Origin of the sequence: Pseudomonas sp. MPFS (assembly GCF_022537035.1) — a bacterium.
Taxonomy (GTDB): domain Bacteria; phylum Pseudomonadota; class Gammaproteobacteria; order Pseudomonadales; family Pseudomonadaceae; genus Aquipseudomonas; species Aquipseudomonas sessilinigenes.
This window is the reverse complement of the sequence record NZ_CP066123.1, coordinates 942,213-967,346: the sequence shown is the minus strand read 5'-3', so window position 1 is coordinate 967,346 and position 25,134 is coordinate 942,213. Positions and strand designations below refer to the sequence as shown.

24 protein-coding genes and 1 tRNA gene are annotated in these 25,134 nt (G+C 56.0%); 8 read left to right on the top strand and 17 right to left on the bottom strand.

Features of this window, described 5'->3' with window-relative positions; all coding sequences use genetic code 11:
- The first annotated feature begins 176 nt into the window (after positions 1-176).
- Positions 177-1,025: a carboxylating nicotinate-nucleotide diphosphorylase gene (gene nadC / locus I9018_RS04315; RefSeq protein WP_241108811.1), complete on the top strand. Its 849-nt coding sequence runs from the start codon at positions 177-179 to the stop codon at positions 1,023-1,025.
- Positions 1,026-1,088: 63 nt separating this feature from the next.
- On the opposite strand, the gene I9018_RS04310 is transcribed toward nadC, so the two are convergent.
- Together I9018_RS04310 and I9018_RS04305 are read right to left on the bottom strand one after the other, a co-directional pair.
- On the bottom strand, positions 1,089-1,385 hold the full coding sequence (locus I9018_RS04310) for a DUF6388 family protein (protein WP_031320853.1): 297 nt from the start codon (positions 1,383-1,385) through the stop codon (positions 1,089-1,091).
- Positions 1,386-1,819: 434 nt separating this feature from the next.
- Positions 1,820-2,341 (bottom strand): hypothetical protein, encoded by a 522-nt coding sequence (locus tag I9018_RS04305; RefSeq protein WP_241108810.1) that lies wholly within the window; start codon positions 2,339-2,341, stop codon positions 1,820-1,822.
- A gap of 875 nt (positions 2,342-3,216) precedes the next feature.
- On the opposite strand from I9018_RS04305, the gene I9018_RS04300 reads away from it, so the two are divergent.
- Positions 3,217-3,840 (top strand): hypothetical protein, encoded by a 624-nt coding sequence (locus tag I9018_RS04300; protein ID WP_241108809.1) that lies wholly within the window; start codon positions 3,217-3,219, stop codon positions 3,838-3,840.
- A 35-nt stretch (positions 3,841-3,875) separates the two neighbouring features.
- Here the strand turns inward: I9018_RS04300 and I9018_RS04295 are convergent, their stop codons facing one another.
- The gene (locus tag I9018_RS04295) at positions 3,876-4,511 is read right to left on the bottom strand and encodes an RES family NAD+ phosphorylase (RefSeq protein ID WP_241108808.1); all 636 of its coding nucleotides are present in this window, start codon (positions 4,509-4,511) and stop codon (positions 3,876-3,878) included.
- A gap of 480 nt (positions 4,512-4,991) precedes the next feature.
- Here I9018_RS04295 and I9018_RS04290 point away from each other — a divergent pair, with 480 nt between their 5' ends.
- From I9018_RS04290 to I9018_RS04280, 3 genes are all read left to right on the top strand, one after another.
- Positions 4,992-5,669, top strand: a complete 678-nt coding sequence (locus tag I9018_RS04290) for a hypothetical protein (RefSeq protein WP_241108807.1) — start codon at positions 4,992-4,994, stop codon at positions 5,667-5,669.
- A gap of 1 nt (position 5,670) precedes the next feature.
- On the top strand, positions 5,671-6,624 hold the full coding sequence (locus I9018_RS04285) for a tyrosine-type recombinase/integrase (RefSeq protein WP_241108806.1): 954 nt from the start codon (positions 5,671-5,673) through the stop codon (positions 6,622-6,624).
- A gap of 305 nt (positions 6,625-6,929) precedes the next feature.
- Positions 6,930-7,598 (top strand): hypothetical protein, encoded by a 669-nt coding sequence (locus I9018_RS04280; protein ID WP_241108805.1) that lies wholly within the window; start codon positions 6,930-6,932, stop codon positions 7,596-7,598.
- Positions 7,599-8,249: 651 nt separating this feature from the next.
- Here I9018_RS04280 and I9018_RS04275 read toward each other — a convergent pair.
- From I9018_RS04275 to I9018_RS04265, 3 genes are all read right to left on the bottom strand, one after another.
- Positions 8,250-8,768 (bottom strand): hypothetical protein, encoded by a 519-nt coding sequence (locus I9018_RS04275; RefSeq protein WP_241108804.1) that lies wholly within the window; start codon positions 8,766-8,768, stop codon positions 8,250-8,252.
- Positions 8,769-9,666: 898 nt separating this feature from the next.
- Positions 9,667-11,526, bottom strand: coding sequence for a hypothetical protein (locus tag I9018_RS04270; protein ID WP_241108803.1), 1,860 nt, complete (start codon positions 11,524-11,526; stop codon positions 9,667-9,669).
- Positions 11,526-11,843: a hypothetical protein gene (locus I9018_RS04265; protein WP_241108802.1), complete on the bottom strand. Its 318-nt coding sequence runs from the start codon at positions 11,841-11,843 to the stop codon at positions 11,526-11,528. The genes I9018_RS04270 and I9018_RS04265 overlap by 1 nt, the downstream gene beginning before the upstream one ends.
- A gap of 637 nt (positions 11,844-12,480) precedes the next feature.
- Between I9018_RS04265 and I9018_RS04260 the strand changes: the two genes are divergently transcribed.
- From I9018_RS04260 to I9018_RS04250, 3 genes are read left to right on the top strand one after another with little or no spacing between them, the layout of a single operon-like run.
- Positions 12,481-12,723, top strand: coding sequence for a hypothetical protein (locus I9018_RS04260; protein WP_092319514.1), 243 nt, complete (start codon positions 12,481-12,483; stop codon positions 12,721-12,723).
- Positions 12,716-13,642 (top strand): site-specific integrase, encoded by a 927-nt coding sequence (locus I9018_RS04255; protein WP_167365717.1) that lies wholly within the window; start codon positions 12,716-12,718, stop codon positions 13,640-13,642. The genes I9018_RS04260 and I9018_RS04255 overlap by 8 nt, the downstream gene beginning before the upstream one ends.
- A 35-nt stretch (positions 13,643-13,677) precedes the next feature.
- Complete coding sequence (locus tag I9018_RS04250) at positions 13,678-14,115, top strand: hypothetical protein (protein ID WP_241108801.1); 438 nt, start codon at positions 13,678-13,680, stop codon at positions 14,113-14,115.
- On the opposite strand, the gene I9018_RS04245 is transcribed toward I9018_RS04250, so the two are convergent.
- From I9018_RS04245 to infB, 11 genes are all read right to left on the bottom strand, one after another.
- Positions 14,110-14,619 (bottom strand): hypothetical protein, encoded by a 510-nt coding sequence (locus I9018_RS04245; protein ID WP_092319510.1) that lies wholly within the window; start codon positions 14,617-14,619, stop codon positions 14,110-14,112. The two genes, I9018_RS04250 and I9018_RS04245, sit on opposite strands and share 6 nt — an antisense overlap.
- A gap of 244 nt (positions 14,620-14,863) precedes the next feature.
- Positions 14,864-15,748, bottom strand: a complete 885-nt coding sequence (trfA, locus tag I9018_RS04240) for a plasmid replication initiator TrfA (RefSeq protein WP_241108800.1) — start codon at positions 15,746-15,748, stop codon at positions 14,864-14,866.
- 8 nt (positions 15,749-15,756) lie between these two features.
- Complete coding sequence (locus tag I9018_RS04235; RefSeq protein ID WP_092319506.1) at positions 15,757-15,966, bottom strand: AlpA family phage regulatory protein; 210 nt, start codon at positions 15,964-15,966, stop codon at positions 15,757-15,759.
- Positions 15,967-16,084: 118 nt separating this feature from the next.
- Entirely contained in the window at positions 16,085-16,834 is a 750-nt protein-coding gene (locus I9018_RS04230) for a hypothetical protein (protein ID WP_241108799.1), read from the bottom strand.
- Positions 16,827-18,032 (bottom strand): tyrosine-type recombinase/integrase, encoded by a 1,206-nt coding sequence (locus tag I9018_RS04225; RefSeq protein WP_241108798.1) that lies wholly within the window; start codon positions 18,030-18,032, stop codon positions 16,827-16,829. The genes I9018_RS04230 and I9018_RS04225 overlap by 8 nt, the downstream gene beginning before the upstream one ends.
- Before the next feature lie 166 nt (positions 18,033-18,198).
- Positions 18,199-18,274: transfer RNA gene (locus tag I9018_RS04220), tRNA-Thr, on the bottom strand.
- A gap of 128 nt (positions 18,275-18,402) precedes the next feature.
- Positions 18,403-20,508 carry a polyribonucleotide nucleotidyltransferase gene (gene pnp, locus I9018_RS04215; protein ID WP_068581177.1) on the bottom strand — a complete coding sequence of 702 codons (2,106 nt, stop codon included), beginning with the start codon at positions 20,506-20,508 and terminating at the stop codon, positions 18,403-18,405.
- Positions 20,509-20,706: 198 nt separating this feature from the next.
- Complete coding sequence (gene rpsO, locus I9018_RS04210) at positions 20,707-20,976, bottom strand: 30S ribosomal protein S15 (RefSeq protein WP_060837491.1); 270 nt, start codon at positions 20,974-20,976, stop codon at positions 20,707-20,709.
- Between the two features lie 140 nt (positions 20,977-21,116).
- A complete protein-coding gene (gene truB, locus I9018_RS04205; RefSeq protein ID WP_068581174.1) occupies positions 21,117-22,034 on the bottom strand; it encodes a tRNA pseudouridine(55) synthase TruB in 918 nt (305 codons plus the stop codon).
- A 3-nt stretch (positions 22,035-22,037) separates the two neighbouring features.
- Complete coding sequence (rbfA, locus tag I9018_RS04200; RefSeq protein ID WP_068581172.1) at positions 22,038-22,439, bottom strand: 30S ribosome-binding factor RbfA; 402 nt, start codon at positions 22,437-22,439, stop codon at positions 22,038-22,040.
- Between the two features lie 159 nt (positions 22,440-22,598).
- Entirely contained in the window at positions 22,599-25,112 is a 2,514-nt protein-coding gene (gene infB / locus I9018_RS04195) for a translation initiation factor IF-2 (protein WP_068581169.1), read from the bottom strand.
- Positions 25,113-25,134 lie beyond the last annotated feature (22 nt).

The window sequence follows — 25,134 nt, the reverse complement described above, 5'->3', positions numbered from 1 at the left end:
CGCCAGCAGACTCTGTCAACTCCTCGGAAATAACCCTTAGGTTTCTAGGAAAAATCTCTCATCTATTCAGACAAAGCGACGAAACACAGGTTCGGCCTGGGCTTGCCGGATTAGCCGCCTTGGGTTCGTCGATCCCATGCCTCTATAATCGGCGCACCTTGTTTGTGGAGTCCGTTATGCCGAATCTACGCCTCGCCGACCTGACCGCCGAAATCGAAGCCAACGTGCGCCGTGCATTGCTGGAAGATGTCGGCAGCGGCGATATCACAGCGCAATTGATCCCGGCCGAGCGGCTGGCCAAGGCCACCATCATCACCCGCGAAGCCGCGGTGATCAGCGGTACCGCCTGGGTCGAAGCGGTGTTTCGCCAACTGGACCCAAGGGTCGCCGTGCATTGGCAGGTGGCAGACGGTGAACGGGTGGTCGCCAATCAAGTGTTGTTCCACCTGGAAGGCCCGGCCCGCTCGCTGCTCACGGGTGAACGCAGTGCCTTGAACTTCCTGCAACTGCTGTCGGGGGTCGCCACCCGCGCTCGCTACCTGGCGGACTTTGTCGCCGATACCCAGGTCAAGCTGCTGGATACCCGCAAGACTCTCCCCGGCCTGCGCCTGGCACAGAAATATGCAGTCACCTGTGGCGGCTGCCACAACCACCGCATCGGCCTGTATGACGCCTTCCTGATCAAGGAAAACCATATCGCCGCCTGTGGCGGTATCGCCCAGGCCGTAAGCGCCGCCCACAAGATCGCCCCGGGCAAGCCGGTGGAAGTGGAAGTGGAAAGCCTTGGGGAATTGAAAGAAGCGCTGGCGGCGGGTGCCGACATCATCATGCTCGACGAGTTGAGCCTGGACGATATGCGCGAGGCCGTGCGCCTGAATGCGGGCCAGGCCAAGCTCGAGGCCAGCGGCGGGATCAACGAGAGCACCTTGCGTCCGATCGCCGAGACTGGCGTGGACTACATCTCCATAGGCGCCATGACCAAGGACGTGAAGGCCCTGGACCTGTCCATGCGCCTGAGCCTCTGAAAACGGCGGCGGGCTTGGCGACCAGCTTCAAGAAGCGTTCTTGAAGCTGGTCGCCGCTAATGCTCAATCGTCGATTTCGTTGAGTTCCAGGTAGTCCTGAAGATCCATGCCCAGTGCTTCGGCAACCTCCTGGTGCACTTCCAGGCGCATGGCCTTCAGCTCCTCGGGTGTCTCGGCCACCAGGTCGAGCACCAGTTCCCACGGCTCGATGCCGCGAGACTCCGCCTCGTCTTCAAAGGCCCATTGCGCCTGCTGCTTCTGCTCCTCTGGGCTCAGGGCACTGATTTCTTCTTGCAAGGAAGGCGTGGCAGCCAAGTACCTTTCAAGCGCTACGTCGATTCTTGCCTCTTTAGGAATCATCTCGTTCTCTCTGATCTTGGGAATGGAAATGGATCGGGGTCGCTGGGATCTCTGGGCCGCTCGATTCAACCGGCCTGCAGAGCCATTCGGGATCATCTGAAAACAGCATGCTGGTACTCAGACAGGGACCGAATATAGGGGCTTTGGCCCACGATTTATATGACCTGATGCACCCATTGCAGAAAAATTGGAGGTTTTGCGGAGCATCGCCAAACACCAGCCCACCAGAACCTTGCGAAACAGGATTTCGCAGATCCCGCCAAAGCGATGGGCTCTATCGGTGTTTCAAAGAGAGTAATGCCAGTCAGTTAAGCGAGGTGATCCCCTTTAGGAGCAGCCGGTCGACGCTCGTTAACGGTAGCGCGCATCGCGGGCAAGCCTCGCTCCTACAAGCGTCTTGACTGATCGGCATTAGCCAATCAGGACCACAAGAATCAACCCGTCGCCGCTCCTTTTCTCAAGCAAGCGCCTGCCTGCCCGACTTCGAAAAAGTCTCTCAGGCGCTCAAGGGTATCGAACTCCTTCACTTCCCCATCCTTGTTGATAATCATCTTTTCCTTGATCAACCAAAGATGCCCTTCCTTGTTTTGATTGGGGATTACGGTAACGACGATAGTAAAGTCCGGATTCTCTGGAGGAACCCCGTACACCCTGGCTTTGCTGAAATTGAAAGTGAGCTGATTATCATCATTGGGCGAGACGTCTTGCGCACTGACAACAGGCAGCCCAGCCTTGGCCGCTGATGGCAACGTGGCGGAATACATCACACGCCCCCAACTCACCTGTTTGGTTATCTCAATAAGATAGTGTTCCAGGTCTTTCGTACTCACTGGAGTCGTGCACTCTTCGCCTTCAGTGGCGAAGTATTGCCCCTCGAACTCATAGGAAGGCCCTTTCTCACAGCCAGCAAGCAACAGCGACACCACACCGAACACAGCCAACTTCCACTTCTTCACACCGGACGCTCCATGATTCCTGGCTGTCATTATGCGTAATGCCCCTAGCGGCTACCATCCACTTCATGACCAACCCGAGCATGAACAACCAAGTCCAAAGCTCATCGAGCTACAAAGTGCATACCCCAGTAGCATTGAACAAACTGCGGATCCCAGTACGTGATGCCGGTTAAGTACAAGCAAACGCTTAGTTGATGTATTTGTTTCTGGCTTATCGGCATCTGCAACATCAGACGCTTTTCAACAGGCAACTAGAAGGCGCTCAACTGAATTGAGCAGGAAAGTTCTGGAGCTGATAGAGCAAGCTATGACGACCATTTAGCATGGTTTTTAGATACAACCTGCGAACTCGACATAGTGGCTGAAGCGGCCTGGTGATGTTTTGTAGTTCGGTGTCTTTCGAGAGCGTTTATTTAGGGGGATAGGCAGTCATGAACTGCCCTGGCTTGCTCTCTGGTGCCGGAGACAGGAATCGAATATGGAATACCAAGACCAGCAAAATAGAGGACTATGGAAAATTACAATTCAATATAGGCACTCAATTAGGTACTCACCTTGCGTTTACCGCATGGCGTTTGCTGCTGAATGAGTTTTATCTCTTGAGGTTGCTGTGAGCCAGAAACACGAGCGTGCAGCATCTCTGGCAGTGGAAGGCCGACTGGAGCACCTTTGATGGATCAGGCAACCGTGATTTGGTCATCGCACCTGCTTCCGCAGCAGTGGAATTCTGTTCACAGTTTGCGGTGCGTATGCAACCAAATCCCGACGATGGGAAACCTACTCGTCAGACTTGGTTGACTGGTTGACGATTCGACAGGTTGACCTTATATTGGTAAGCAATTGATCACCGCTTCAATGCGTCGTTAGGAGGTTTTATGTCCGTCTCTGCTCTAGAGTCCGCCCCCACCTCGAGATTGGATCTTGAGGCTGCGGTCGATAGACGTTTCCGCCTGTTCATCGCAAAGCTGCCGCAGGCGGTGCTCGAAAAGTCTCTGAAACTTTCAGATAGGGAAGCCCTCGCTGAGCTGGCGAGATCCGCGGCTGAGGCGGCGAGAAGCATCGAAATCGAGAACCAAGAGGCTATCGCTGAAATGCGAGCTAGAGCCTTTGTGAGGGTCAGAGAGAGGTGCGAACTGCTCGAGAGCAAGGACCTCGTGAGAATTTTGGGTATCACAAAACAGGCGTTAAGCAAGCGTATCCAGGCTGGCCAGATCGCCGTGTACACGAACCAAAGCAATGGTAGAAAATACTACCCAGCCTTCCAGATCAGAGATAACAAGATCCGGCCTGTGATCGCCGAGCTGATTTCCGAGTTCGGCGTCGAGCCCACAGACCAAGTGTCCATGAACCTGTTTGTCCAGCATCTGATCACAAAGATCGATTACTCGAACCCGGGCGAGCCCGAGAATATCGTTGAGATGCACACGCTCATGGATGATCCCGCCGCCCGCAGAATCATCAAGCGGGAATGGGACAATAAGTACCTGCATGGCAGATAAAACCGCCCCCCTCTTACGAGGGGGCCGGGTGTTGCTCACTCCAGGCTTACGCCCAGGTCTTGCAGGTGCTTCACGGCAGTCTTACCGTTCGACAAGCGCTCTTTGAGGAGCGGCTTGTGGCTGACCGGTTTAACCTGCTCGCCCCTTTCGCCGAAGAGGGCGGCATTGCACCCTTCAAGGGTGCCGGCCGGCGAATACACGGAAGAGGTGTACAGAAGTCCATCGACCCCCAAGCCACATTCCATGCACGCCTTGCTCAGCGCCCGAGTTGGGTCATAACCTTCAGAGCCCTGTCCCTTTGCCCGGACGACATCGCGCAGCTTGAGACCCATCAGATTAGCCAACATCGGCAGGTCAATCAGCTTCAATTCCCGTACCGCCACCAGCTGGTGCAAGGAGCTTTGCTCCAGCTTGGCATACGCCACCGGGGTGTCATCCCCCGGCGGCTGGAACACCTCGGCGACGGCAACAGTGTCGCTGAACCCAAGGTACAGAACTCCTACAGGAAGGTCGGCGCTGCCGAAGCGGCTATCCGACTTTTTGTTGTAGAAGCGGGGCTCAGCGTCATGCTCCGAATCTTGGGCACGGGCAAACGCGGTTCCTTCAGGCGTGTACCGGAAAACGGCAGGGTTGTTTTCCAGAGTTGCCTTTACATCGTTAACATCGATCATCACCTTTGTTGTACTCCTGATAGAAAATGAGAGGGTGTTTTTGGATTCGCATGGGGTTACTTCCCTTGCTGGTTGGGTTGACCCGTGCAGACATCCGCACGGGGCGTGTTTGGCCCAATCGGGCCGAGAGCGAATATAAGGCAAAGTGCCAGTCCTTCATAAGGACATGCCCACGTATCCGATCTATTTTTTTTCAGTCATGACAGCAGGTTGCATCGATCACCCACGAAATTGCCTGCTGATGAAAGCCCAGGTCTGCAGAACAGTTGATCGGGTCGGACGTGAGAAAACCACGGTAAAGAGTGGTGTTGGCCGGCATGCTGGCTACGTGAGCCCGGAGCGGCTCCCTTCCTTTTGGCTTTTGTCGTTTAGCGACAGCTTCAATTCTCAGAACCAGAGCTGAGGGGAATCGAGAGAAATCTTAAGATGTAAAATTGGTGATAAAATACGTTATCACCTTTTTTTAGCTAGGAGCTGCCGGTGGATATTTCAGAAATGTACGAGAACATCTATCCCGTCCGTGTTGACTGCTTGGTGGATACCTACGCAGGCATCGCCGAGCAAGCGTTCGGAAATTTCCTAGATCAGAATTTCGACCCGGACACAGCAGGTGGGTTTGATCGCGATGATAGAAAACGCGTCAGCGGTATCAAGACCATCGTGTTTGCCGCGATGGCCATTGAGGCGGCGGCATTCGAATTCTCAGCTTCGATGCTGGGTGACACGATTGCTGAAAAGTACCTGGACAGGATGGACATCGTGGGTAAGTGGATGATCGGGCCTCGATTGGTCTGCGGCCAGTCGCTTGATGCCGAAGGTCCTGCCATCACCAGTCTTAAAGGCTTGGTGAGCGCGCGCAATGCCTTGGTGCATCACAAGTCAAAACCGGGAGACAAAGCGGGAAAGGCCATGAAGGCAATGATGGACAAATGGGCCAAGTTTGAAAAAGACCAAGTGCCCAATGCCTTCAAGACCCTTGTACTGCTCTCGCTTGAACTGAATGCGTTGCCAAGCGGTTTTGTTGGCGTCGTTCCTTACCGCGATAGAAGCCTTCTCATACCACCAGGTTTCCGTAACGACTACTCGCCTCATCCTCGCGTAAAGAAAGTCATTGACCGTTGCCACGAGATCCATAAAAAACATCTGAAGGGAGTTTGAGGTGTCAGATCTGATCCTTTCCAGCGAACGCCGACTGACAGCCGTCGAGTTCCAGCAGTTGGCCAGCGTGCCGGCCGCAGTCGAGTGGTTCGCCAATATCGATAACCCACGCACACGCCGCGCGTATCAGGGCGACCTGGAGGACTTCTGCGGGTTTGTCGGACTGACTACAGCGGATGAGTTCCGCTCCGTCACCCGGGCGCATGTACTAGCTTGGCGTGCTCAGCTCGAGCAGCGCGGCCTGGCCGCGACGACCATCCGGCGCAAACTGGCCGCACTGACCAGCCTGTTTGATCACCTGCTGGAGCGCAACTCCATCGCTGGCGGCAACCCGGTACATGGAGTCAAACGCCCCAGGATCGAAACGAATGAAGGGAAGACACCGGCTTTGGGTGACCAGCAGGCCAAAGCGCTGCTTGATGCGCCACCCTTAGATTCTGTTAAAGGGGTGCGTGATCGGGCCATTCTCGCTGTTCTGCTATATCACGGCCTGCGTCGTGAGGAATGCGCGCAACTACAGCTAAACGATCTGCAGGAGCGTCGGGGTATCAAACATCTGCGGATTAAGGGCAAGGGCGGCAAGCTTCGTTTCCTGCCGCTACATCCCGTCGCGTCTGAGCGAATTTATTCCTACCTGGAAAAGTCCGGCCATCACCTACTCACCCCCCAAGGAGCCCTTTTTGTACCGTTGCGGGGGCGCTTGACTGGCTTGGGCATCACAGCAAACGGCATCTACGCCCTGGTGGGCGTTTATGCCAAACGCGCCGGCATTGAGGTTGCCGGTTTGGGTGTACATGGTTTGCGGGCGACCGCCGCAACCAATGCCCTAGAGCATGAGGCCGACATTGCAAAGGTTCAGGCTTGGCTAGGTCATGCCAACATCAGTACCACCCGCGTCTACGACCGCCGACAACTGCGCCCAGAAGACTCCCCGACTTTCAAGGTTCGGTACTGAGCCACATCGAGGTCCTTAATAACAAAAAAATGAGCGCAAGCCCGTCTCGCTACGCCCCTCTTCCCACACCACAGCGAGCACCGAAATTAAAAAATAAATCCATCAAAAACAGAAAGTTACAGACATTCCATGCGCGAAATCGCGCAATACAAATACTTGAACTATGCTCATATCAAGCATTTAAGCGAGCTGTATAGTTCATTCGCGTGCATCGAAATGCGCGATATGAGCGTGAAATGACGGTTTGCCCTCATCAGCGAATGACGGGAAACTGGCCCCAACAGAAATCGAATAAGGGCTGCACAATGGCCAACGCAAAACAGTCAGCAAAACGCCGCTTAACAATGGCGGAACGTGCTCAGCAACTGATGGAGGTCCACTTCCCCAACATTCCCGATGCACTGAAATGGACGCGAAAAACCCATGATGGTTTCAGCACGATTCCTCGAACCCTGCCCATTGCAATGCAGATTATTGACGCCGATTCGAAAGGGCAGCCTGCCGGGCACGTGTTGTTTTGCCTATGGGCACGGATGCCCGATCATCCGGTCATCATGATCGAGAACCCTAGCACGTTTGCTGCTGAAGCGGGATTTCTCGGGGAGCGGGCTGTGGACACCTGGCGTCGCCGGATGAAGAAGCTCCGGGAGCTGAACTTCATCATGACCAAGCCAGGCGCATCCGGCGAATTTCACTATGTGATGCTCACCAACCCAAACGCTGCGGTGGAATGGATGCGTAATCATGGGAAGGTTCAGGATGGCCTGTATGGCCGCTTCATTGAGCGACTGCCAGAAATCGGTGCCTATGGCGATATCGAGGCACTCCACGCCTATTGGGAAGCGCTCAAAAAGGCAGAAAAAGCGGCTGCAACTGCTGCCGCAAAAACCGCTAATCAGAATTCGGCTCCCCCACCGCCAGCTACTACATCCACCACGACCAAACGGCCCCGGAAAACTAAGGCTAGCGCCTAGGAGAGTCTGAGGAATCGGGTGCAACGCTAGAGTGAAGACCTATGAAGGGAGGCCGTGTGCGGATAGCCAGGAGAAGAGTCATGGGCATCGAGTGCTAATCACCCACCTCGATGCCCTCAAAATGAAAGCCCTGGACCAGCTGAGGGTCGAGTCTTGACCGGCCAGGGCTGTGGTGGTGCAACGCTAGAGTGAAGACCTGCTAGGGGAGGCCGTATGCGGATAGCTAGGAGAAGAGTCATGGGCGTCGAGTGCTAATCCACCCACCTCGGCGCCCCAAAAATGAAAGCCCTGGACTGGCTGAGGGTCGAGTCTTGACCGGCTAGGGCTGTGGTGGTGCAACGCTAGAGTGAAGACCTGCTAGGGGAGGCCGTATGTGGACAGCTAGGAGAAGAGTCATGGGCATCGAGTGCTAATCCACCCACCTCGATGCCCTCAAAATGAAAGCCCTGGACCAGCTGAGGGTCGAGTCTTGACTGGTCAGGGCTGTGGTGGTGCAAGGCCAGGGGTGCTAGACCTCGCAAGGAGTCTAGCACTTCTTTATCCTTCTTCGGCAGACACCGGCAATCCTTTGAAAGAGCGCGACGGCCCTTTTTACAACATCTCGCTTCTGTTACCTGCTGGATCTTGCGCCCCCCAAAGTAACATCCACCCTCAGTGTGCATTGCTAGCTTTTCTCAAGCAGGCGCCTGTTTCCCCAATAGTTGTGGCTCTTCTCAGGTTCGCAAGAAGATCAGCTTCACTGACCTTTCCATTCCGAACGCTTGTGAGCTCTGCCTTTTTGAGCCAAAGGTGACCCTCCTTACTCTTGTTGGGAATGACAGTGATGACGATATCCACCGCCGGACTCCCTGAAAACGTCCCCGACACCTCTGGCTTCGTGAAGTTGAAGGTGAGCTCATCATCGTCCGTTGCAGAGACGCTTTGAGCGGCGACAATTGGAGCCCCTGCCCGCGAAGCGATTGGAAACTTAGCCGAGTAAAGTGCAGTGCCGTTGTGTACCTGCTTGGTTATCTCCAAAAAGTATTGCTCCCGATCCGTGGCGCTGGACGGAGTCGTGCAGTCCTCACCCTCTGCGGCGAAATACTTTCCCTCGAACGCATAATCGCCCTGCCAACATCCAGCTACAGACACAGATACCATAGCCAGTAACGCCAATTTCCATTGCTTCACCCAGCACGCTCCTTGATGACAATGTGCCATTCTTCCATTTAGCTCTCGCCAAAGCTACGGCATACGCCTACAGCATTGAGTTGCTGCACAAACAGTTGGCAGCGAAATTCATCCAGACATAAAAGCGCCGGCATCCAGTACAGACGGATGACGGAGCCCTCCGTGGCCACAATGACCGGACGCGCTGCCATCTGCCTCCACGACCAGGAGGGAAACATCGCAGAGAGCACCAGAAGCTCCTGTAGATCGGCTCGCATCATGGTTTGCGCTCGCCATTCGTTTCTCGACGCTCAATCCACTCGGCCACTCCCCACAACCCCGCGCCTAGTACTGCCAGAACGACGATCAACCATAGGGGAACCAAACGGTGAGCCCCTAGCCAAAAACCCGCGCCGGCACACACAACTGTGACCCAAAACTGCTTCATACCGACCTCCAGCCTCATTTGAAGCCGAAGTTACCTCCATCTCAGGGTGTGTCATGGCGCTCTAGAAAAAATGCTGAGTTCCCCCAGTGGGATTTGAGGATGCCGTAACGATTTTTTGAGAGGCCGCGAGGTGCGCCAGGGAAATATCAGGGTGCCACAGGATATGAATATGAATCCTAACGGCCTGTCACTGGTGCGGCAGTGGCGCCATTAGTTGGCACGAATACATGTCGATGGTAGCGCTAGGTTTCGAGGGGATCATTGACGGGCAGCCCAGATGTGACTCACTGGCATACTGAAGGTGAAGCGGTGCGGCCTAATACCGGGGCGAGACGAAACTTGAGATTTCTGCCGGGGACATGCAGCAGCGCTAGAGCTCCTGCGAAATGGGGGCTTGTGCAGACGCGCCCCACTGAACGTGGCGTCATCATCTGCACCAGGGCGGTCAACGCCGCCCCTCCTGCCCAAACTCTACTTGTTAGATTTCGGGGGGTTTAGCGACCGCCCCGCACCTTGACTACTTGGCCGAGGTGGTGGAATTGAGCTGGGCCCCACCGGATTGGGAGACCGTGGGACCGATGGAGACACTCCAGCACCGTTCTGAGGGCTCGAACCACCCCCACCTCGTGATGAAGCCGCAGCACCTATCCCGACCAATCTAGACCCCAACATAGCAACGCCAACCGCTTTCATAGCGAAGCGACCCGCATCACTAGCTGTAGCCACGGCGCCTGAAAGGCTGCCCGCTAGGCCTCCCAACGAAACACCTAGCATACTCGAAGTGATCCAAGTGGAAAGGCCAAGCGATACGGCAGCTACAGCTGACATCAACCCACGAAGACCATCGTAATCAGCCCCTACTCCAGTCCATCCACTTGCAGCTCCCGCCTGCGCTACGGCTACAGCAGCCATAGTTTGTGAGATCGCAACGGTGATCATCTGGGCGGTCATAACCGCGATGACCGGAAGAAGGAGCAGAGATAGCCAATTAACGAGTATCGTAGCCCCCCGCAGTGGCGCGAGCAGCAGGAAAAGCGGGGCAAGGATCAAGACAATCCAGAACAACCAAGCCGACATGATGACATATCCCGGCAACAGCGTTTGCAGATCCAGCCAGCTACTGAAGTTTTTGAACATCTGCGCAGCGGCCAAGATTCCACCGGCGACCTCGGTGCCCCCAGCCGACATGCCCGTCGTTCTCTCTAGAGAACGAGCCATGAATCGTTGCCACGCCACGGCGGTACTGACCGCTCCGACCTCCGCGCTGACTCGCTGCCCACCCGCAATGACCTGACCTGAGTCGCGCAGCGCTTGGTAGGCCTGCTCTGCTCCCATCTGCGCGATCTGGTACGCCTCTACACAGCTGGATGGCCGAAACATGATTCCCTGATCATCCCCGACGATTGTCGATTTCTGATTAGGCATTTTGCTGATTGGCAAATAGGACGGCGTCGCATCCTCTTGACCTGCCAGCCTTGCAGCCCAATGTGACTGAGTTGGCAACGCATAGCTGCTCCCCATGAAGGGGCCTGCCGATTCTAAAGCTCGTATACCCGCTTCTCGGCGTGTCTGGATAGCTCTCTGATCGAGCACATGCTCCAAACCTGTACGAGCAGCCCCTCCTCCCAGCAAGTAGGCCCCCCAACCGCCATTTTCTTCAGCGGAGCCGAAAACATATGTCCATGCACCTCCAAGGCCGGTACGCGCCTGCGCAATGAGACCAACTTCTTTATCTGGAATCCCAAGCCCACCGCCGCCCAACAGGCCAATGGCATGCAACGCCTCCACTTTGGCTGCATGCTCAGGCCCTGCTAGCTCAGCCGGTGCTGGGGCACAACTGGCGTTGTAATCCCTGATCAGCCGGGCGAGATCGCTACCCGCAAACACATCCGCTGAGCGCCCAACCATATTGTCGATTGCCGCCTGCGCAGGGACGATTGTGCCGGCCACAGTCTGGTCGCTCAAAACCTGGTCAAATGCCTGCCGGTACATCACGTGTATCGCCATGACAATTTTAAGCGGAACCGCTTGGACCTCGACCATCCGCACTGACGCACCACTAGGAAGCGTCACGGTGGCCGGTCTCATCCCGTACGCCACAAGCAGGAAAATTAGGATACCGGCAAAAAACGTACGGCCTGCACCTTCACCTAAACGCAGGATAACCAGCAGTAGCCAGCCAAACCCCACGACCACGATCAGTTCAGTACTCGTCTCATTGAGCGCAACGAACAGTGGTTCGGTAGCGGTCATGATCGTCAGCGCGACATTTTCCCATAGACCGAATACCCAGTTGAACCCGGCAAAATCCTCAGCCGACGCGACACTCATTACACTGCCCGCCGCCGAATTATCCAGCTACGAATGGCCAAACCAATCCTGGCAACCCACAAACCAAACCAGAGCAGACACAGTGAGAAACCGAACAGGATGAAATACTGGGCCGCAGGTGCAGCTAACAAATTGCCCATGCGTTGAACGGCATCGTACTGCTCCACCACATGCTGACTATATGGCCGCATAACTGCCGCAGCGAGCAGGTGCAGCAGGCCAAGGATTGGCCCAAGGACAATGCCCGTCCGGCCTACCCACTTAGTGGCAAAAGGCATCCGCAGGTGCGTTGAATCCAGAAATTCCCTCAGTTTCATGCTCACATTTCTCCGCAAGTTAAGCTGAACGACTTCCAGCCTATCGCCACCCTTCTTGCGTCTCCACTCAACTCGATACAGTTACTACCGTCTCACTTTTCAGCGCCTATGTGCCCGCTATGTAACGCGCCTAGATGGCGCTCTACATAGCGGGCACACTCGACCATTCCGATTTGACGCAACAAATACAACGCAGCGACATTGCGTTGTCTGCCCATCCCCATTTTCGTAAGCTGATCAGGAACCAAACCGCACTGCCCGGCGGTCTCGTTACCCGTGTGATTCATGGGTTGGGACAGTGGCAGGGGGCTCGGCCTGCGTCATCGCGGGCAGTAGCCCATCGGCCACACCTGCGTCATCGCGCGTGTGCCCTCCCTAACGCCGACTATGTGTCGGGACCATCAACGACCAATCACTTAAGGAGAGAAGACAACCCAGCATAGTCAGCCAGACCCAATGGCAACCGAACCTGAGCGGACATTCAGGAACTCACTCGGAGACTCCGAGTAGGCGTGAACAGTCCCCGCCTGCATCTGATGCAAAGGGGGGCGAACAGGCACACAACGAACCATCTGCGGATGGTGTGTCGCTGAATCGGTAACGGTCAGGAGTTCTTACATCTGATAGAGAGAATCCCATGAGCGAATTCGATGCGCATAGCATTACTGCACGCCTCAAGGCCGAATCGAGGATTCGGAGAAAACCCCGAACCTATGCCCAACGCCGCTCATTGCTGGATAACTACAAGTGCGAGCTGTTGCAGCTTGATTCAGCAGGTTGCAATGGCAGCGAACTGCAACGCTGGATAGCAGAGAAAGGCATCAAGATCCAACGCTCAACAGTGCACCGATGGCTACATCGGAATCGCCTGAGTGGCTAAGTTTGCCAAGCCTGCGAAACAAGCCGCGTCCGTGATGAAAAGCCTCCAAGGCACCCACATCCGCTCAGTCGGCACCGTTCGCAACTATGAGCAATGTTTGGTGCGCATTACCACTTACCTTCAAGAGCATCGACTAGGCAGCCTCCGTGAAGTGACACCTGCCCGTGCTCTTGAATACCTCCAGCAACGTGCAACGTTCGTTGGCCAGAAAACCTTGGACATGGAGCGCCAAGCCCTCCAAGCCATGATGCAGCATGTCACTCATCAGCTACCGCCAGGACAAACTCTGGAGGTAATCAGGAGCACCGCGACAAGTCGCATGGGAACGACAAACCATCCCACTTTGGGTCGCAGGCTTGCTGATCAGGCAAGAGCATACAACCGCGAGCAAATGACATTGATTGCAGCTCGCCAAGCTCCGCATAACGCACTGGCGACAGAGATTGCGCACGCCGCCGGCCTTCGTGCTCATGAGTTACTCGGCCTTCGCAGAACGCACCAACGCGTGCCGGATCAACGTCCGGCGCACGGAATGAAGTTTTCAGGAATTCGCGAGATGACTATCAGCTACACCGTCCACGGCAAGGGTGGGCTAATCCGCGAAGTACGTATTCCGATTCCCCTAGCCCAACGGCTGGAAAGAACACGGTTGGCAGAGCCACGAATCGTTAAAGATCGAGGAATCAACTACCAACAGTTTTACGGGATTGGCGGCGGTCAGCCGTGGAGCAAAAGCGTTAGTGCAGCTTCCAAAGGAGCGCTCGGCTGGTCGAACGGCGCACATGGACTGCGGCATACCTACGCCCAGGAGCGCATGGCGACATTGCAACGCCACTTAACGCGAAAACAGGCTCTGGCGGTGGTTTCACAGGAAATGGGCCACTTCCGGCCAGAAATTACAGAGGTCTATCTTCGTTGAGAATAAACATCGACCCTACCTGGATCAGCAGTAGCTTGCTCTTCGTGATCGGCACATCAGTGATCGTGATTGGTGTCTTGGCAGTGTTGCTCTTGGAAAGCAAAAAATCTAGAGCACGAATCAAAGCCATCCTTGATGCCAGTGTCGAGCGGCAGAAAGCTCTGCTCCAGAAACACAGCGACGAACTCAAAGACATCGAGCACCGGCACCTCGACCATGTTTCTGAAATTACAAAGCGGCACAATCAAGAAATCGAAAGCCTGAGGGACATTCTTGCCATTTCTGACCAAGACCGCGACGTGGCATTGAAAGCTGCCTACAGAGACCAAGAACACGTCCGATTGATACAGGACCGGCTCGACCGAGTCTCTGTGCTGATGGATTCCTGGGCGTCTGGTAGCGATGAAACAGCTTCTGCCGTTAGGCATGCCCTCAAAGCCGAGCACTCTCGCGCTTTTTATGCCCTCTCATAGGCCCTGGTCATGGGCCCATCGCGTCATTTCCTCCAACACCCGATCCAGGTGCGGAGCAAGCTTCAGCACCTCCAGATCTACACTTTGGACGGAGTTAGCTTCGTACGGATATCGAGTTCCAACGAATAACTTCGAGGATGCCCTGATCCATTTTTCCAGGGGGAAGTCCGGTGCCAGACGCTCTGAAATTTCGCGTAGTTGATTGGCTAGTTTGGGCGAAATGGCGTGGTACAGATCGATCAAGCCGTGACCATTCCCAGGTATCCTCACACCCAACCGCAAATGCCCCTCAGGGTCATGTTCAGTCCTCGGATAGCAGGGATCAGCCTCCACCAAGCACGATTTCAGGAGCAGCTCACAAGCGAGCGCCGAATTCATCACAGCTGGCCAGAACAGATTCAGATCGTGGTCATCAATAGCCCTTTGCTCCAGGATCTGAGCAGCTCTGATAAACGTTCGCGCTTCCTCAATAACCCAAGTACTAGGCAATGGTTCGTGATCCATCCTTGAGAACCTCACGGGCTTAGCCGAAATGGAAGTGATTAGAATTGATTAATAACAGATTAGTGCACACCGTAAAAATCGCTGCACCACTGATTCTTATTGGGCTAGAGGGCTATTTCACAGTCAAACTCAAGGAGTGCTAGAACGGTACATCATGGGTGCTGGAACGGTATTGTCGGGGTCTTAGAACGGTAGCCTAGGGTGCTGGAACGGTAAGTTCAGGGGGGCTGGAACGGTATTAACATTAGCGCTTTTTGGCCAAATGACGCAGCTGAGAAGCGCTTGGGCTAGTTTTAACTTTCACTAGATTCCCTTCCAAAAGATAACTAAACGGCTGTCCTTCTGCGGTGCTCGCACGCACTACAGCTTCAAGAGACCGCCGCAAATCTTTTTTGAAGTCAGATAAAGAGCTCGCACGACTCCCGCATAGCTGATGTAAAGTCTCAACCTTGTAATCATAGGACCTAGCATGCGTCGAATAAAAACCGTGCACCCATTGAGCAAGTGGCTTTCCATGTAGCGCTTGGCGAATAGACCAGTTCACATTGGTGTACTGATCCCCATTAAACAGCACATGAAGTTTAGGATTCAACCGAATGACGTATATACGTTCGCTCCGTTCATCCTGGGCACGATATACCTCATTTATAAAACTCCCCTCATATGAAAACCTTCCCACTTTAATCTGCAAGGCGGTAGCCTTAAGCCTACTAATATGCTTATCTAAAATTTTTCTATTTTTCCCCGTATCTGTTTTACCCAGAACTTTCAGAAGTCTATACGCTGTCACCCTGCACTCCGAACCCAACTCTTGCATTCTCGCTAGGTGCAACACCGTTTCCCAAACATCCAGATCACCTTGATCAAGTAGCACACCTGTATAATAAATACTGATACCACCCAAGGAGTTAATTTCGACTTGTTCAACATATGGCCGCCCCCCCTTTCCGATTGCGCCAAAGAGTGCTGAGCGAAGAGCGATGTTGGGAACACGACGTACCGATTCGGGCCAGTTCGGCAGTGTAACAACCTCGTCCTCGTCCTCGTCTTCGGCCTTACCCTCTTTAGGCTTCGCGATAGACCGTTTCCAGTTTTCCTTTAGCTGGGCCAACCGGCTAGGAACTGACATATTTTCGGTCATTGTTGAGGAGTGGATGCGCTGATCTTCGCGGCCACCCAGGCACGCACCTGCTCGGTGGGCCAAGCCACAGAGTTCGCGCCAAGGGAAATACCAGCAGGAAACTCTCCAGCCCGGATCAGGCGATAGATCTGAGATTTGCTAAGCCCTACCAAAGCACAGACACCAGGCAAGCGGAGCAATAGAGGTGAGATAGGTTGACTAGCCATCGGGACGGGTCTCCTTGGGACCGGGTTAGATGGCTAGGTATTCAATGGCACATCGAACGAAGAAGCATGGGAATCCCCGAGTTTTCAGGGAGAATCCCAAAATCATTACTAAGAAAGCTTATTCCCCGCTACTGGTTTTGGATTCGCCGTGCATATATCTTCTAAGGGTCTGGCGATCCTTGACCAATTCAAATCCAGCATCTTCTGCAAATTCTATTAGCTCTCTATACAGATCCGAGTTCTTTCGTGGTGGATTGTTAAGCCTGGAAGCACGAAGCTTAATCCTATCCGAGCGCCTCTTTTCATCATAATTAATTGGCTGCTCGCTGTGGGCTCTGTCAACCTCTTTAATCAGCCTAACTAGGCCAACCATTATCTTCCTAATACTTTCCAGCTCCAAAGTTTTTAGGGTGCTATCAGTTGCCTCAGCTAAAGATTTTCTAGCTACACCTGCCTTGGATATAGATTCTGGTGGATCAATTCCTGCCTCCAAAGCCCACTCTGAGAACTTGCGCCGGGACAGCCACACCAGGCTCACAGGAATATCTTTAAACCTCTGATCAGACTCAGAATAGCAGCTGATGCAAACAGGGGTCGCCTCGGATTCCGAAGCAAAAAAACCCTCAAAATACTGATTCACCAACTGAAAGTGAAAGTTATACTTCCTGGATGTTCTCTCTGGGGACTCAGACCTACCCACCCAGAGAACCTCATTAATAGAAAGCCTATTTCCACGCCTTTCACCATACTCTAAATATAGATCATCAATCAGTTCATGCAGGGCATATGCAGCTTCTTTGGGCGTGACCTTATAGTAATGAGAGTATTCCGGAACCAATTCGGATAGGCGAACGGCATCATCACTCATGCGACTTACCCTCCATTGCTCTCGGACGCGATAAGGCTTCTAAATGCTCCGCATACCACTGAAGCATCTTCCGGCGCCCCTCAAGATACTGGGCATGGTTATAAGTGCCGCGAATACTATTCTTATCAACGTGCGCAAGCTGGGTCTCGACCCACTCACTACGATACCCCTGCTCATGTAGAGTGGTGGACATCGTGTGACGGAATCCATGGCCCGTAGCCCGGCCATCATATCCAGAACGCTTAAGCAGCTGGTTGATAGCGGCCTCACTCATCGGCTTGGCCGGATCGTTGCGGCCAGGAAAAGCGAGCGTGTAGCCGCCTGTAATACCTTCCAGCTCATTCAATGCAGCCACCGCCTGCCTTGAAAGAGGGACCAAATGTGCGCGACGCATTTTCATACGTGAAGCTGGGATCTGCCAGAGAGCGTCCTTGAGGTCAAACTCCGACCAAAGCGCTCCCCTCAGTTCAGCTGTGCGCACCCCCGTCAGGATCAGCAGGCGAGTAGCGATTTTCACCACGTCGTGCCCTGGACACGCCTGAAAACTGCGTATCAGTTCCGGAAGCTCTGCAATAGGCAGGAAGGGATAGTGTCGAGAGGTAGGCGTCTGAAGTGCTCCACCAATATCAGAGATAGGGTTGTACTCAGCACGGCCAGTGGCGATCGCGAAACGATAGACCTCCTGGCAGCGTTGCCTGACCTTGCGCAGCTTCTCCAGAGCACCCCGCGACTCTATGCGACGAAAAACCTGTAGCCACTGCATAGGCTTTATGTCGGTTAGGGGGAGACTTCCCAGCAGGGGGAAGATGTCCAGCTCGAACGCTTCCATCACATCATTGGCATAACCTACCGACCAGCGCTGCGATTTGTGTTGATGCCACTCCAGCGCAAGGCTTTTGAACGTGTTGGCACGAGAGATTGCCGCCTGCGCTCGCGCAACCTTCCGTTCAAGCCCAGGATGCCGCCCCTGCGCCACAAGCTGGCGAGACTCGGAAGCAAGCTGCCGCGCCTGTGCGAGGGTTACCTTGTCGACTGTGCCAAGGGAAATGTGAGATTGCTTGCCATCCAGACGGAAGCGAAAGCGCCAGGACTTGCCGCCTGCCGCACGAATCCAGAGGAAAAGACCACCAGCATCCGCAAGGCCATAGTCCCTCTCGCGTGGTGCAGCATTCTTAACCTGCAAAGCCGTCAAAGGCATGCTGAGTACCCATAGATTATTGAACTAATACAAGGTACTCGGATAGGTACTCATAAGACAAGCGCTTGGATGAAACTGGATGGCACTGCATGAAGCAAGACACCCGAACTAGGCTGGCTTCTAAGGGGTTTCATGCGACTGCTTGGCACTGCATGAATCTATTGACTGGTGCCGGAGACAGGAATCGAACCTGCGACCTTCGCGTTACGAGTGCGCTGCTCTACCGACTGAGCTACACCGGCGTGGGCTAAACCTAGCACCGGCGCCTGGGGCGCGCCAGGCAAGAGGGCAAAGAGATATCAAGTGCAGATAGCAAAACGCCCCGAACCAGTCGGGGCGCTTGCTTGTTCAGCGTGAGGCTAGAGGGAGATTAAACGCCCGAAGCCTTGGCTGCTGCCACGTCCTTGATGGACAGCTTGATACGGCCGCGGTTGTCCACGTCCAGTACCAGCACTTCCACTTCCTGGCCTTCTTTCAGGATGTCGGTGACTTTCTCTACGCGAGCGTCGCTCAGCATGGAGATGTGCACCAGGCCGTCCTTGCCCGGCAGGATGTTGACGAAGGCGCCGAAGTCGACGATGCGCTCAACCTTGCCGACGTAGATCTTGCCGATCTCGGCCTCTGCGGTGATGCCCAGGACGCGTTGGCGAGCTGCCTCTGCCGCTTCCTTGGTTTCGCCGAAGATCTTGATCGAACCGTCGTCTTCGATATCGATCGAAGCCTTGGTTTCTTCGCAGATCGCACGGATGGTCGCGCCGCCTTTACCGATGACGTCACGGATCTTGTCGGTGTCGATCTTCATCGCGATCATGGTCGGAGCATTGGCCGACAGCTCGGTACGCGACTGGCCGATCACTTGGTTCATCTGGCCGAGGATGTTCAGGCGAGCTTCCAGGGCCTGGCCCAGGGCGATCTCCATGATTTCTTCGGTGATGCCCTTGATCTTGATGTCCATCTGCAGCGCGGTCACACCCTTGGCGGTACCGGCTACTTTGAAGTCCATGTCGCCCAGGTGGTCTTCGTCACCCAGGATGTCGGTCAGGACGGCGAACTTCTCGCCTTCCTTCACCAGACCCATGGCGATACCGGCAACCGGAGCCTTCATCGGTACACCGGCGTCCATCAGGGCCAGGGAAGCACCGCAGACCGAAGCCATGGAGCTGGAGCCGTTGGATTCGGTGATTTCCGATACCACGCGGATGGTGTAAGGGAACGAGTCGGTGTCCGGCAGCATGGCCTGGACGGAACGACGGGCCAGGCGGCCGTGACCGATTTCACGACGACCAGCACCACCCATGCGACCACATTCGCCTACCGAGAACGGTGGGAAGTTGTAGTGCAGCATGAAGGGGTCTTTCTTCTCGCCTTCCAGGGTGTCCAGCAGCTGTGCGTCACGGGCAGTACCCAGGGTCGCAACGACCAGGGCCTGGGTTTCGCCACGGGTGAACAGGGCCGAACCGTGGGTCTTGGCCAGGACGCCAACTTCGATATTCAGAGGGCGTACGGTACGAGTGTCGCGGCCGTCGATACGTGGCTTGCCGTTAACGATGTTTTCGCGAACGGTGCGGTATTCGATCTCGCCGAAAGCGGCCTTGACGTCGGAAGCCGATGGCTGGCCTTCTTCGCCGGAGAGCTTGGCGACCACTTGGTCCTTCAGCTCGCCCAGGCGGGCATAACGGTCGGCCTTGACGGTGATGGTGTAGGCCTGGGAGATGGCGTCACCGAACTCGGCGCGGATGGCACCCAGCAGCTCGGTGGCTTCGGCGGCAGGCGCCCAGTCCCAAGTTGGCTTGGCGGCTTCGGCGGCCAGTTCCTTGACGGCCTTGATTACCGACTGGAATTCGTCGTGGGCGAACAGCACGGCGCCCAGCATCTGGTCTTCGGTCAGTTCCTTGGCTTCGGACTCAACCATCAGTACCGCTTCTTCGGTACCGGCTACGACCATGTCCAGGCTCGAAGCAGCCAGTTGCTCGTAGGTTGGGTTCAGCAGGTAGCCAGTGCTTTCGTGGAAAGCGACGCGGGCAGCGCCGATCGGGCCGTCGAAAGGAATGCCGGAGATGGCCAGGGCAGCAGAGGTACCGATCATCGCAGCGATGTCCGGATCGGTCTTCTTGCTGGTGGAAACCACGGTGCAGACAACCTGCACTTCGTTCATGAAGCCTTCTGGGAACAGAGGGCGGATCGGGCGGTCGATCAGACGCGAGGTCAGGGTTTCTTTCTCGGAAGGACGGCCTTCACGCTTGAAGAAACCACCAGGGATCTTGCCGGCGGCGTAGGTTTTTTCCTGGTAGTGGACAGACAGAGGGAAGAAGCCTTTGCCTGGATCGGCTTGCTTGGCACCGACTACGGTCACCAATACGCTGACGTCGTCGTCAACGGTGACCAATACTGCGCCGGAGGCCTGACGGGCGATACGGCCAGTCTCGAGAGTGACGGTCGACTGACCGAACTGGAATTTCTTGATTACCGGGTTCACGGTGTCCTACCTTCTTTGTGGCTCTTGGGGAAACTTGTGTTCTTGCGAAATTCTTGGGCAACGGTGGGAATCGGCCCAGCCTTTATTGTCCAGGTAAAACTACAGCCCAGATAAAACTTGAGGCTGGAAGCCTGCCATACGCCGGCGGAAAAACCGCTGACGCATGGCAAGCAACCAACCTCATAGCGCAATCGCTGATTAGCGACGCAGACCCAGACGAGCGATCAGGGTGCTGTAACGGCTCAGGTCCTTGCCCTTCAGGTAGTCCAGCAGCTTACGACGCTGGTTTACCATGCGGATCAGGCCACGACGCGAGTGGTGGTCTTTACCGTTGGCCTTGAAGTGACCTTGCAGCTTGTTGATGTTGGCGGTCAGCAGTGCAACTTGCACTTCTGGCGAACCAGTGTCACCAACAGCTTGCTGGTAGTCGGTTACGATCTGAGCTTTTTCTTCAACGCTGAGTGCCATGTGGGCATTCCTTATATCAGGAAACTGTTCAAGAACAGTTTCAACAGGCCAGGGACAAATCCCTGTATCAAAAAAAGAGTAGTGACCGTGCCTGCTGACAGCCACACTCGCCAACCTGCTGTGACACAGGCTGGTTTCGGTCACTCTGACCGAATCAGTCGACGCGGCGCGATGCGCCCGTCTTCGCTCACTTCACCGATACCGATGAAGCGACCATTGTGATCCTGTACTCGCACCATGCCGAACTTCGGCGCATCGGGGGCACGTACCGGCTGGCCATTGAGCCAGTAAAACGCACTGTGCTCCGAGAACTGCAGCAACGGCCAATCCAGCAGGCCACTGTCCGATGGCATCAGGAAACGATCCACCGCTTCGTTACCACCTTCGGCATGCACGGCCTCGAGCTCTTCCAGGGTGACCGTCTGGGCCAGGCTGAAAGGTCCGGCCTGGGTCCGTCGCAGTTCCGCGACGTACGCACCACAACCGAGTTTCTCGCCGATATCCTCCACCAGGGTACGGATATAGGTGCCTTTGCTGCAATCCACCGCCAAGCGGGCGGTGTCGCCTTCACAGGCGAGCAATTCCAGGCGCGCAATAGTAACAGAACGCGGTTCACGCTCCACCACTTCCCCTGCACGAGCCAGCTTGTAGAGTGGCTGGCCATCACGCTTGAGGGCAGAGTACATGGGGGGTATCTGTTTGATTTCACCACGAAATTCCGGCAATACCGCTTCAATATCGGTACGACCAACGGTCACCTCGCGGGTTTGCAGGACCTCGCCTTCGGCATCCGCCGTGCTGGTGGTCTTGCCCAACTGCATCAGGGTTTCATAACCCTTGTCGGAATCGAGCAGGTACTGCGAGAACTTGGTGGCCTCTCCAAAGCACAACGGCAATACGCCGGTGGCCAGGGGATCGAGGCTACCGGTGTGCCCGGCCTTCTCGGCATTGAGCAACCAACGGACCTTCTGCAGCGCCGCATTGGAGGTAAACCCCAGGGGCTTGTCCAGCAGGATGATCCCACTGACATTACGACGGATACGCTTGACCTGAGCCACCGCTTACTCCTTGGTGTCTTCAGGGGCGGAGGCGTCGCCATGCTGGCTGTCTTCGGCCACGGCACGCTCGATCAAGGCCGACAGGTGGGCACCACGGGCCACGCTCTCGTCATAATGGAAGTGCAATTGCGGCACGCTGCGCAGCTTCATTTCACGCGCCAGTTGCATGCGCAGGAAACCTGCCGCCGAGTTCAGCACCTTGATGCTCTGGGCGATCTCTTCGGCACCCTCCTGGCCCATCACGGTGATGAAGATCTTTGCGTGACCGACGTCACGACTGACTTCCACGGCGGTGATCGTCACCAGGCCAACACGTGGATCCTTGACTTCACGGCGGATCAGTTGCGCCAGCTCGCGCTGCATCTGGTCACCGATACGTTGGGTACGGCTGTATTCTTTTGCCATGTCTTGCTACCTGTTACTGCCTCACGGTGAAACCCGTGTGGTCTGAAAGCGGCAAACGCCCGGCCTGGAAAAAACCAGACCGGGCGTTGCGTTTAGAGCCCGCCAGCGACGCCGTGCATTTGCATGCAGCGATCCATCGGGGCTCTTGAAGTGCGCGAGTTAGAGGCTGCGAGCAACCTGGACCTTCTCGAAGACTTCGATCTTGTCGCCAACCTTGACGTCGTTGTAGCTCTTGACGCCGATACCGCACTCCATGCCGGCACGCACTTCGGAAGCGTCATCCTTGAAGCGGCGCAGGGATTCCAGCTCGCCTTCGAAGATAACGATGTCTTCGCGCAGTACGCGGATCGGACGGTTACGGTGCACGACACCTTCGATGACCATGCAACCGGCGATCGCACCGAACTTCGGCGAGCGGAACACGTCACGAACCTCGGCGATACCCAGGATGTTCTCCCGGACATCACTGCCCAGCATACCGGTCAGGGCTTTCTTGACGTCTTCAATGATGTCGTAGATTACGTTGTAGTAACGCATATCCAGACCTTCCTGCTCGACGATCTTGCGCGCACCGGCATCGGCACGCACGTTGAAGCCGAACACGACTGCATTGGAGGCCAGTGCCAGGTTGGCATCGCTCTCGGTGATACCACCGACGCCGCCGCCAACTACACGCACTTGCACTTCGTCGTTACCCAGGCCGTTCAAGGCGCCTTGCAGGGCTTCCAACGAACCACGGACGTCGGATTTGAGGACGATGTTGAGCGTCTTCTTCTCTTCCTGGCCCATGCTTTCGAAGATGTTTTCCAGCTTGCCAGCGTGGGCACGAGCCAGCTTGACTTCGCGGAACTTGCCTTGACGGAACAGGGCAACCTCACGGGCCTTCTTCTCGTCAGCCACCACGCTCATCTCGTCGCCAGCATCCGGAGTACCGTCCAGGCCGAGGATCTCGACCGGAATGGCCGGGCCCGCTTCCTTGATCGGCTTGCCGTTCTCGTCGAGCATGGCGCGCACGCGGCCATAGTTCGAGCCGACCAGCACCATGTCGCCTTGACGCAGGGTACCGTCCTGGACCAGCACGGTAGCCACCGGGCCGCGGCCCTTGTCGAGACGGGACTCGACCACCACACCACGACCAGGGGCCGAAGGGGTTGCGGTGAGTTCCAGTACTTCGGCTTGCAGCAGGACGGCTTCGAGCAGGTCGTCAACGCCGGTACCCATTTTCGCGGAGACTGGAACGAACGGAGTATCGCCACCCCAATCTTCCGGCGTCACGCCATGGGCCGCCAGTTCGCTGCGAATGCGATCCAGGTCGGCACCCGGCTTGTCGATCTTGTTCACCGCGACCACCAGCGGTACGCCAGCAGCCTGGGCGTGCTGAACGGCTTCGACGGTCTGAGGCATCACGCCGTCGTCCGCCGCGACCACCAGGATCACGATGTCGGTGGCCTTGGCACCACGGGCACGCATTGCGGTAAACGCGGCGTGACCCGGGGTGTCGAGGAAGGTGACCATGCCGCGCTCGGTTTCTACGTGGTAGGCGCCGATGTGCTGGGTAATGCCACCGGCTTCGCCCGCGGCCACTTTGGCGCGACGGATGTAGTCCAGCAGCGAGGTCTTACCATGGTCAACGTGGCCCATTACGGTCACGACCGGAGCACGGGCAACAGCCTCACCTTCAAACTTCAGGGACTCGGCCAGGGAATCTTCCAGGGCGGTGTCGCTGACCAGGGTCACTTTGTGGCCCAGTTCTTCGGCTACCAGCTGGGCAGTTTCCTGATCCAGTACCTGGTTGATGGTGGCTGGAGTGCCCAGCTTGAACATGAACTTGATGACTTCAGCGGCCTTGACCGACATCTGCTGGGCCAACTCGCCCACAGTGATGGTCTCGCCAATCTGTACGTCACGGATAACCGGCCCTGTCGGGTTCTGGAAACCGTGGGCATTACGCTTCTTCAGCTTGCCCTTGCTGCGACCGCCACGACGGAAACCGTCGCTTTCTTCATCGGTCGTGCGGGGCGCGACGCGAGGCGCCGGAGCCTTTTCCTTGACCGAAGCACGGTGCGGAGCGTTCTTGCGCTCACCATCGCTGCCACGACGGCTGTCGTCGTTACGGGTTTTGTCCGGACGGCGAGGCTCGTCTTTCTTACGGGCTTCCACTGCTGGTGCCGGGGCCGCTGCTGGCGCCTCCTGCACACGCTCGGCCGCGACAGGCGCAGGAGCGGCTACCGCCTCGACAACAGGCTCGACAACCGGAGCCGGCTGGCGACGTGCCTCTTCTTCGGCGCGGCGCTTGGCTTCTTCTTCGGCCTTTTGACGGGCAGCATTCTCTACTGCGCGACGTTCTTCCAGCTCACGCTGGCGCTCGGCCTCGATTTCTTCGGGGCTGCGCTGTACGAAGACTTTCTTCTTACGCACTTCAACGCTGATGCTCTTGCTGCCAGCGACACGCAGGGTACTGGTGGTCTTGCGCTGCAAAGTGATCTTGCGTGGTTCTTCCACCTTCGCCTTGTGACTGCTCTTCAGGTGAGTCAGCAACGATTGCTTCTCACTGTCGCTCACATGTTCCTCGGCGGCGGTGTGCGGCAGACCTGCCTCACGCATCTGCTGCAGCAGGCGCTCTACCGGTGTTTTGACCTCATCGGCCAGTTGTTTCACCGTGACTTGCGTCATGCACTTCTCTCCTCAGGCCGCG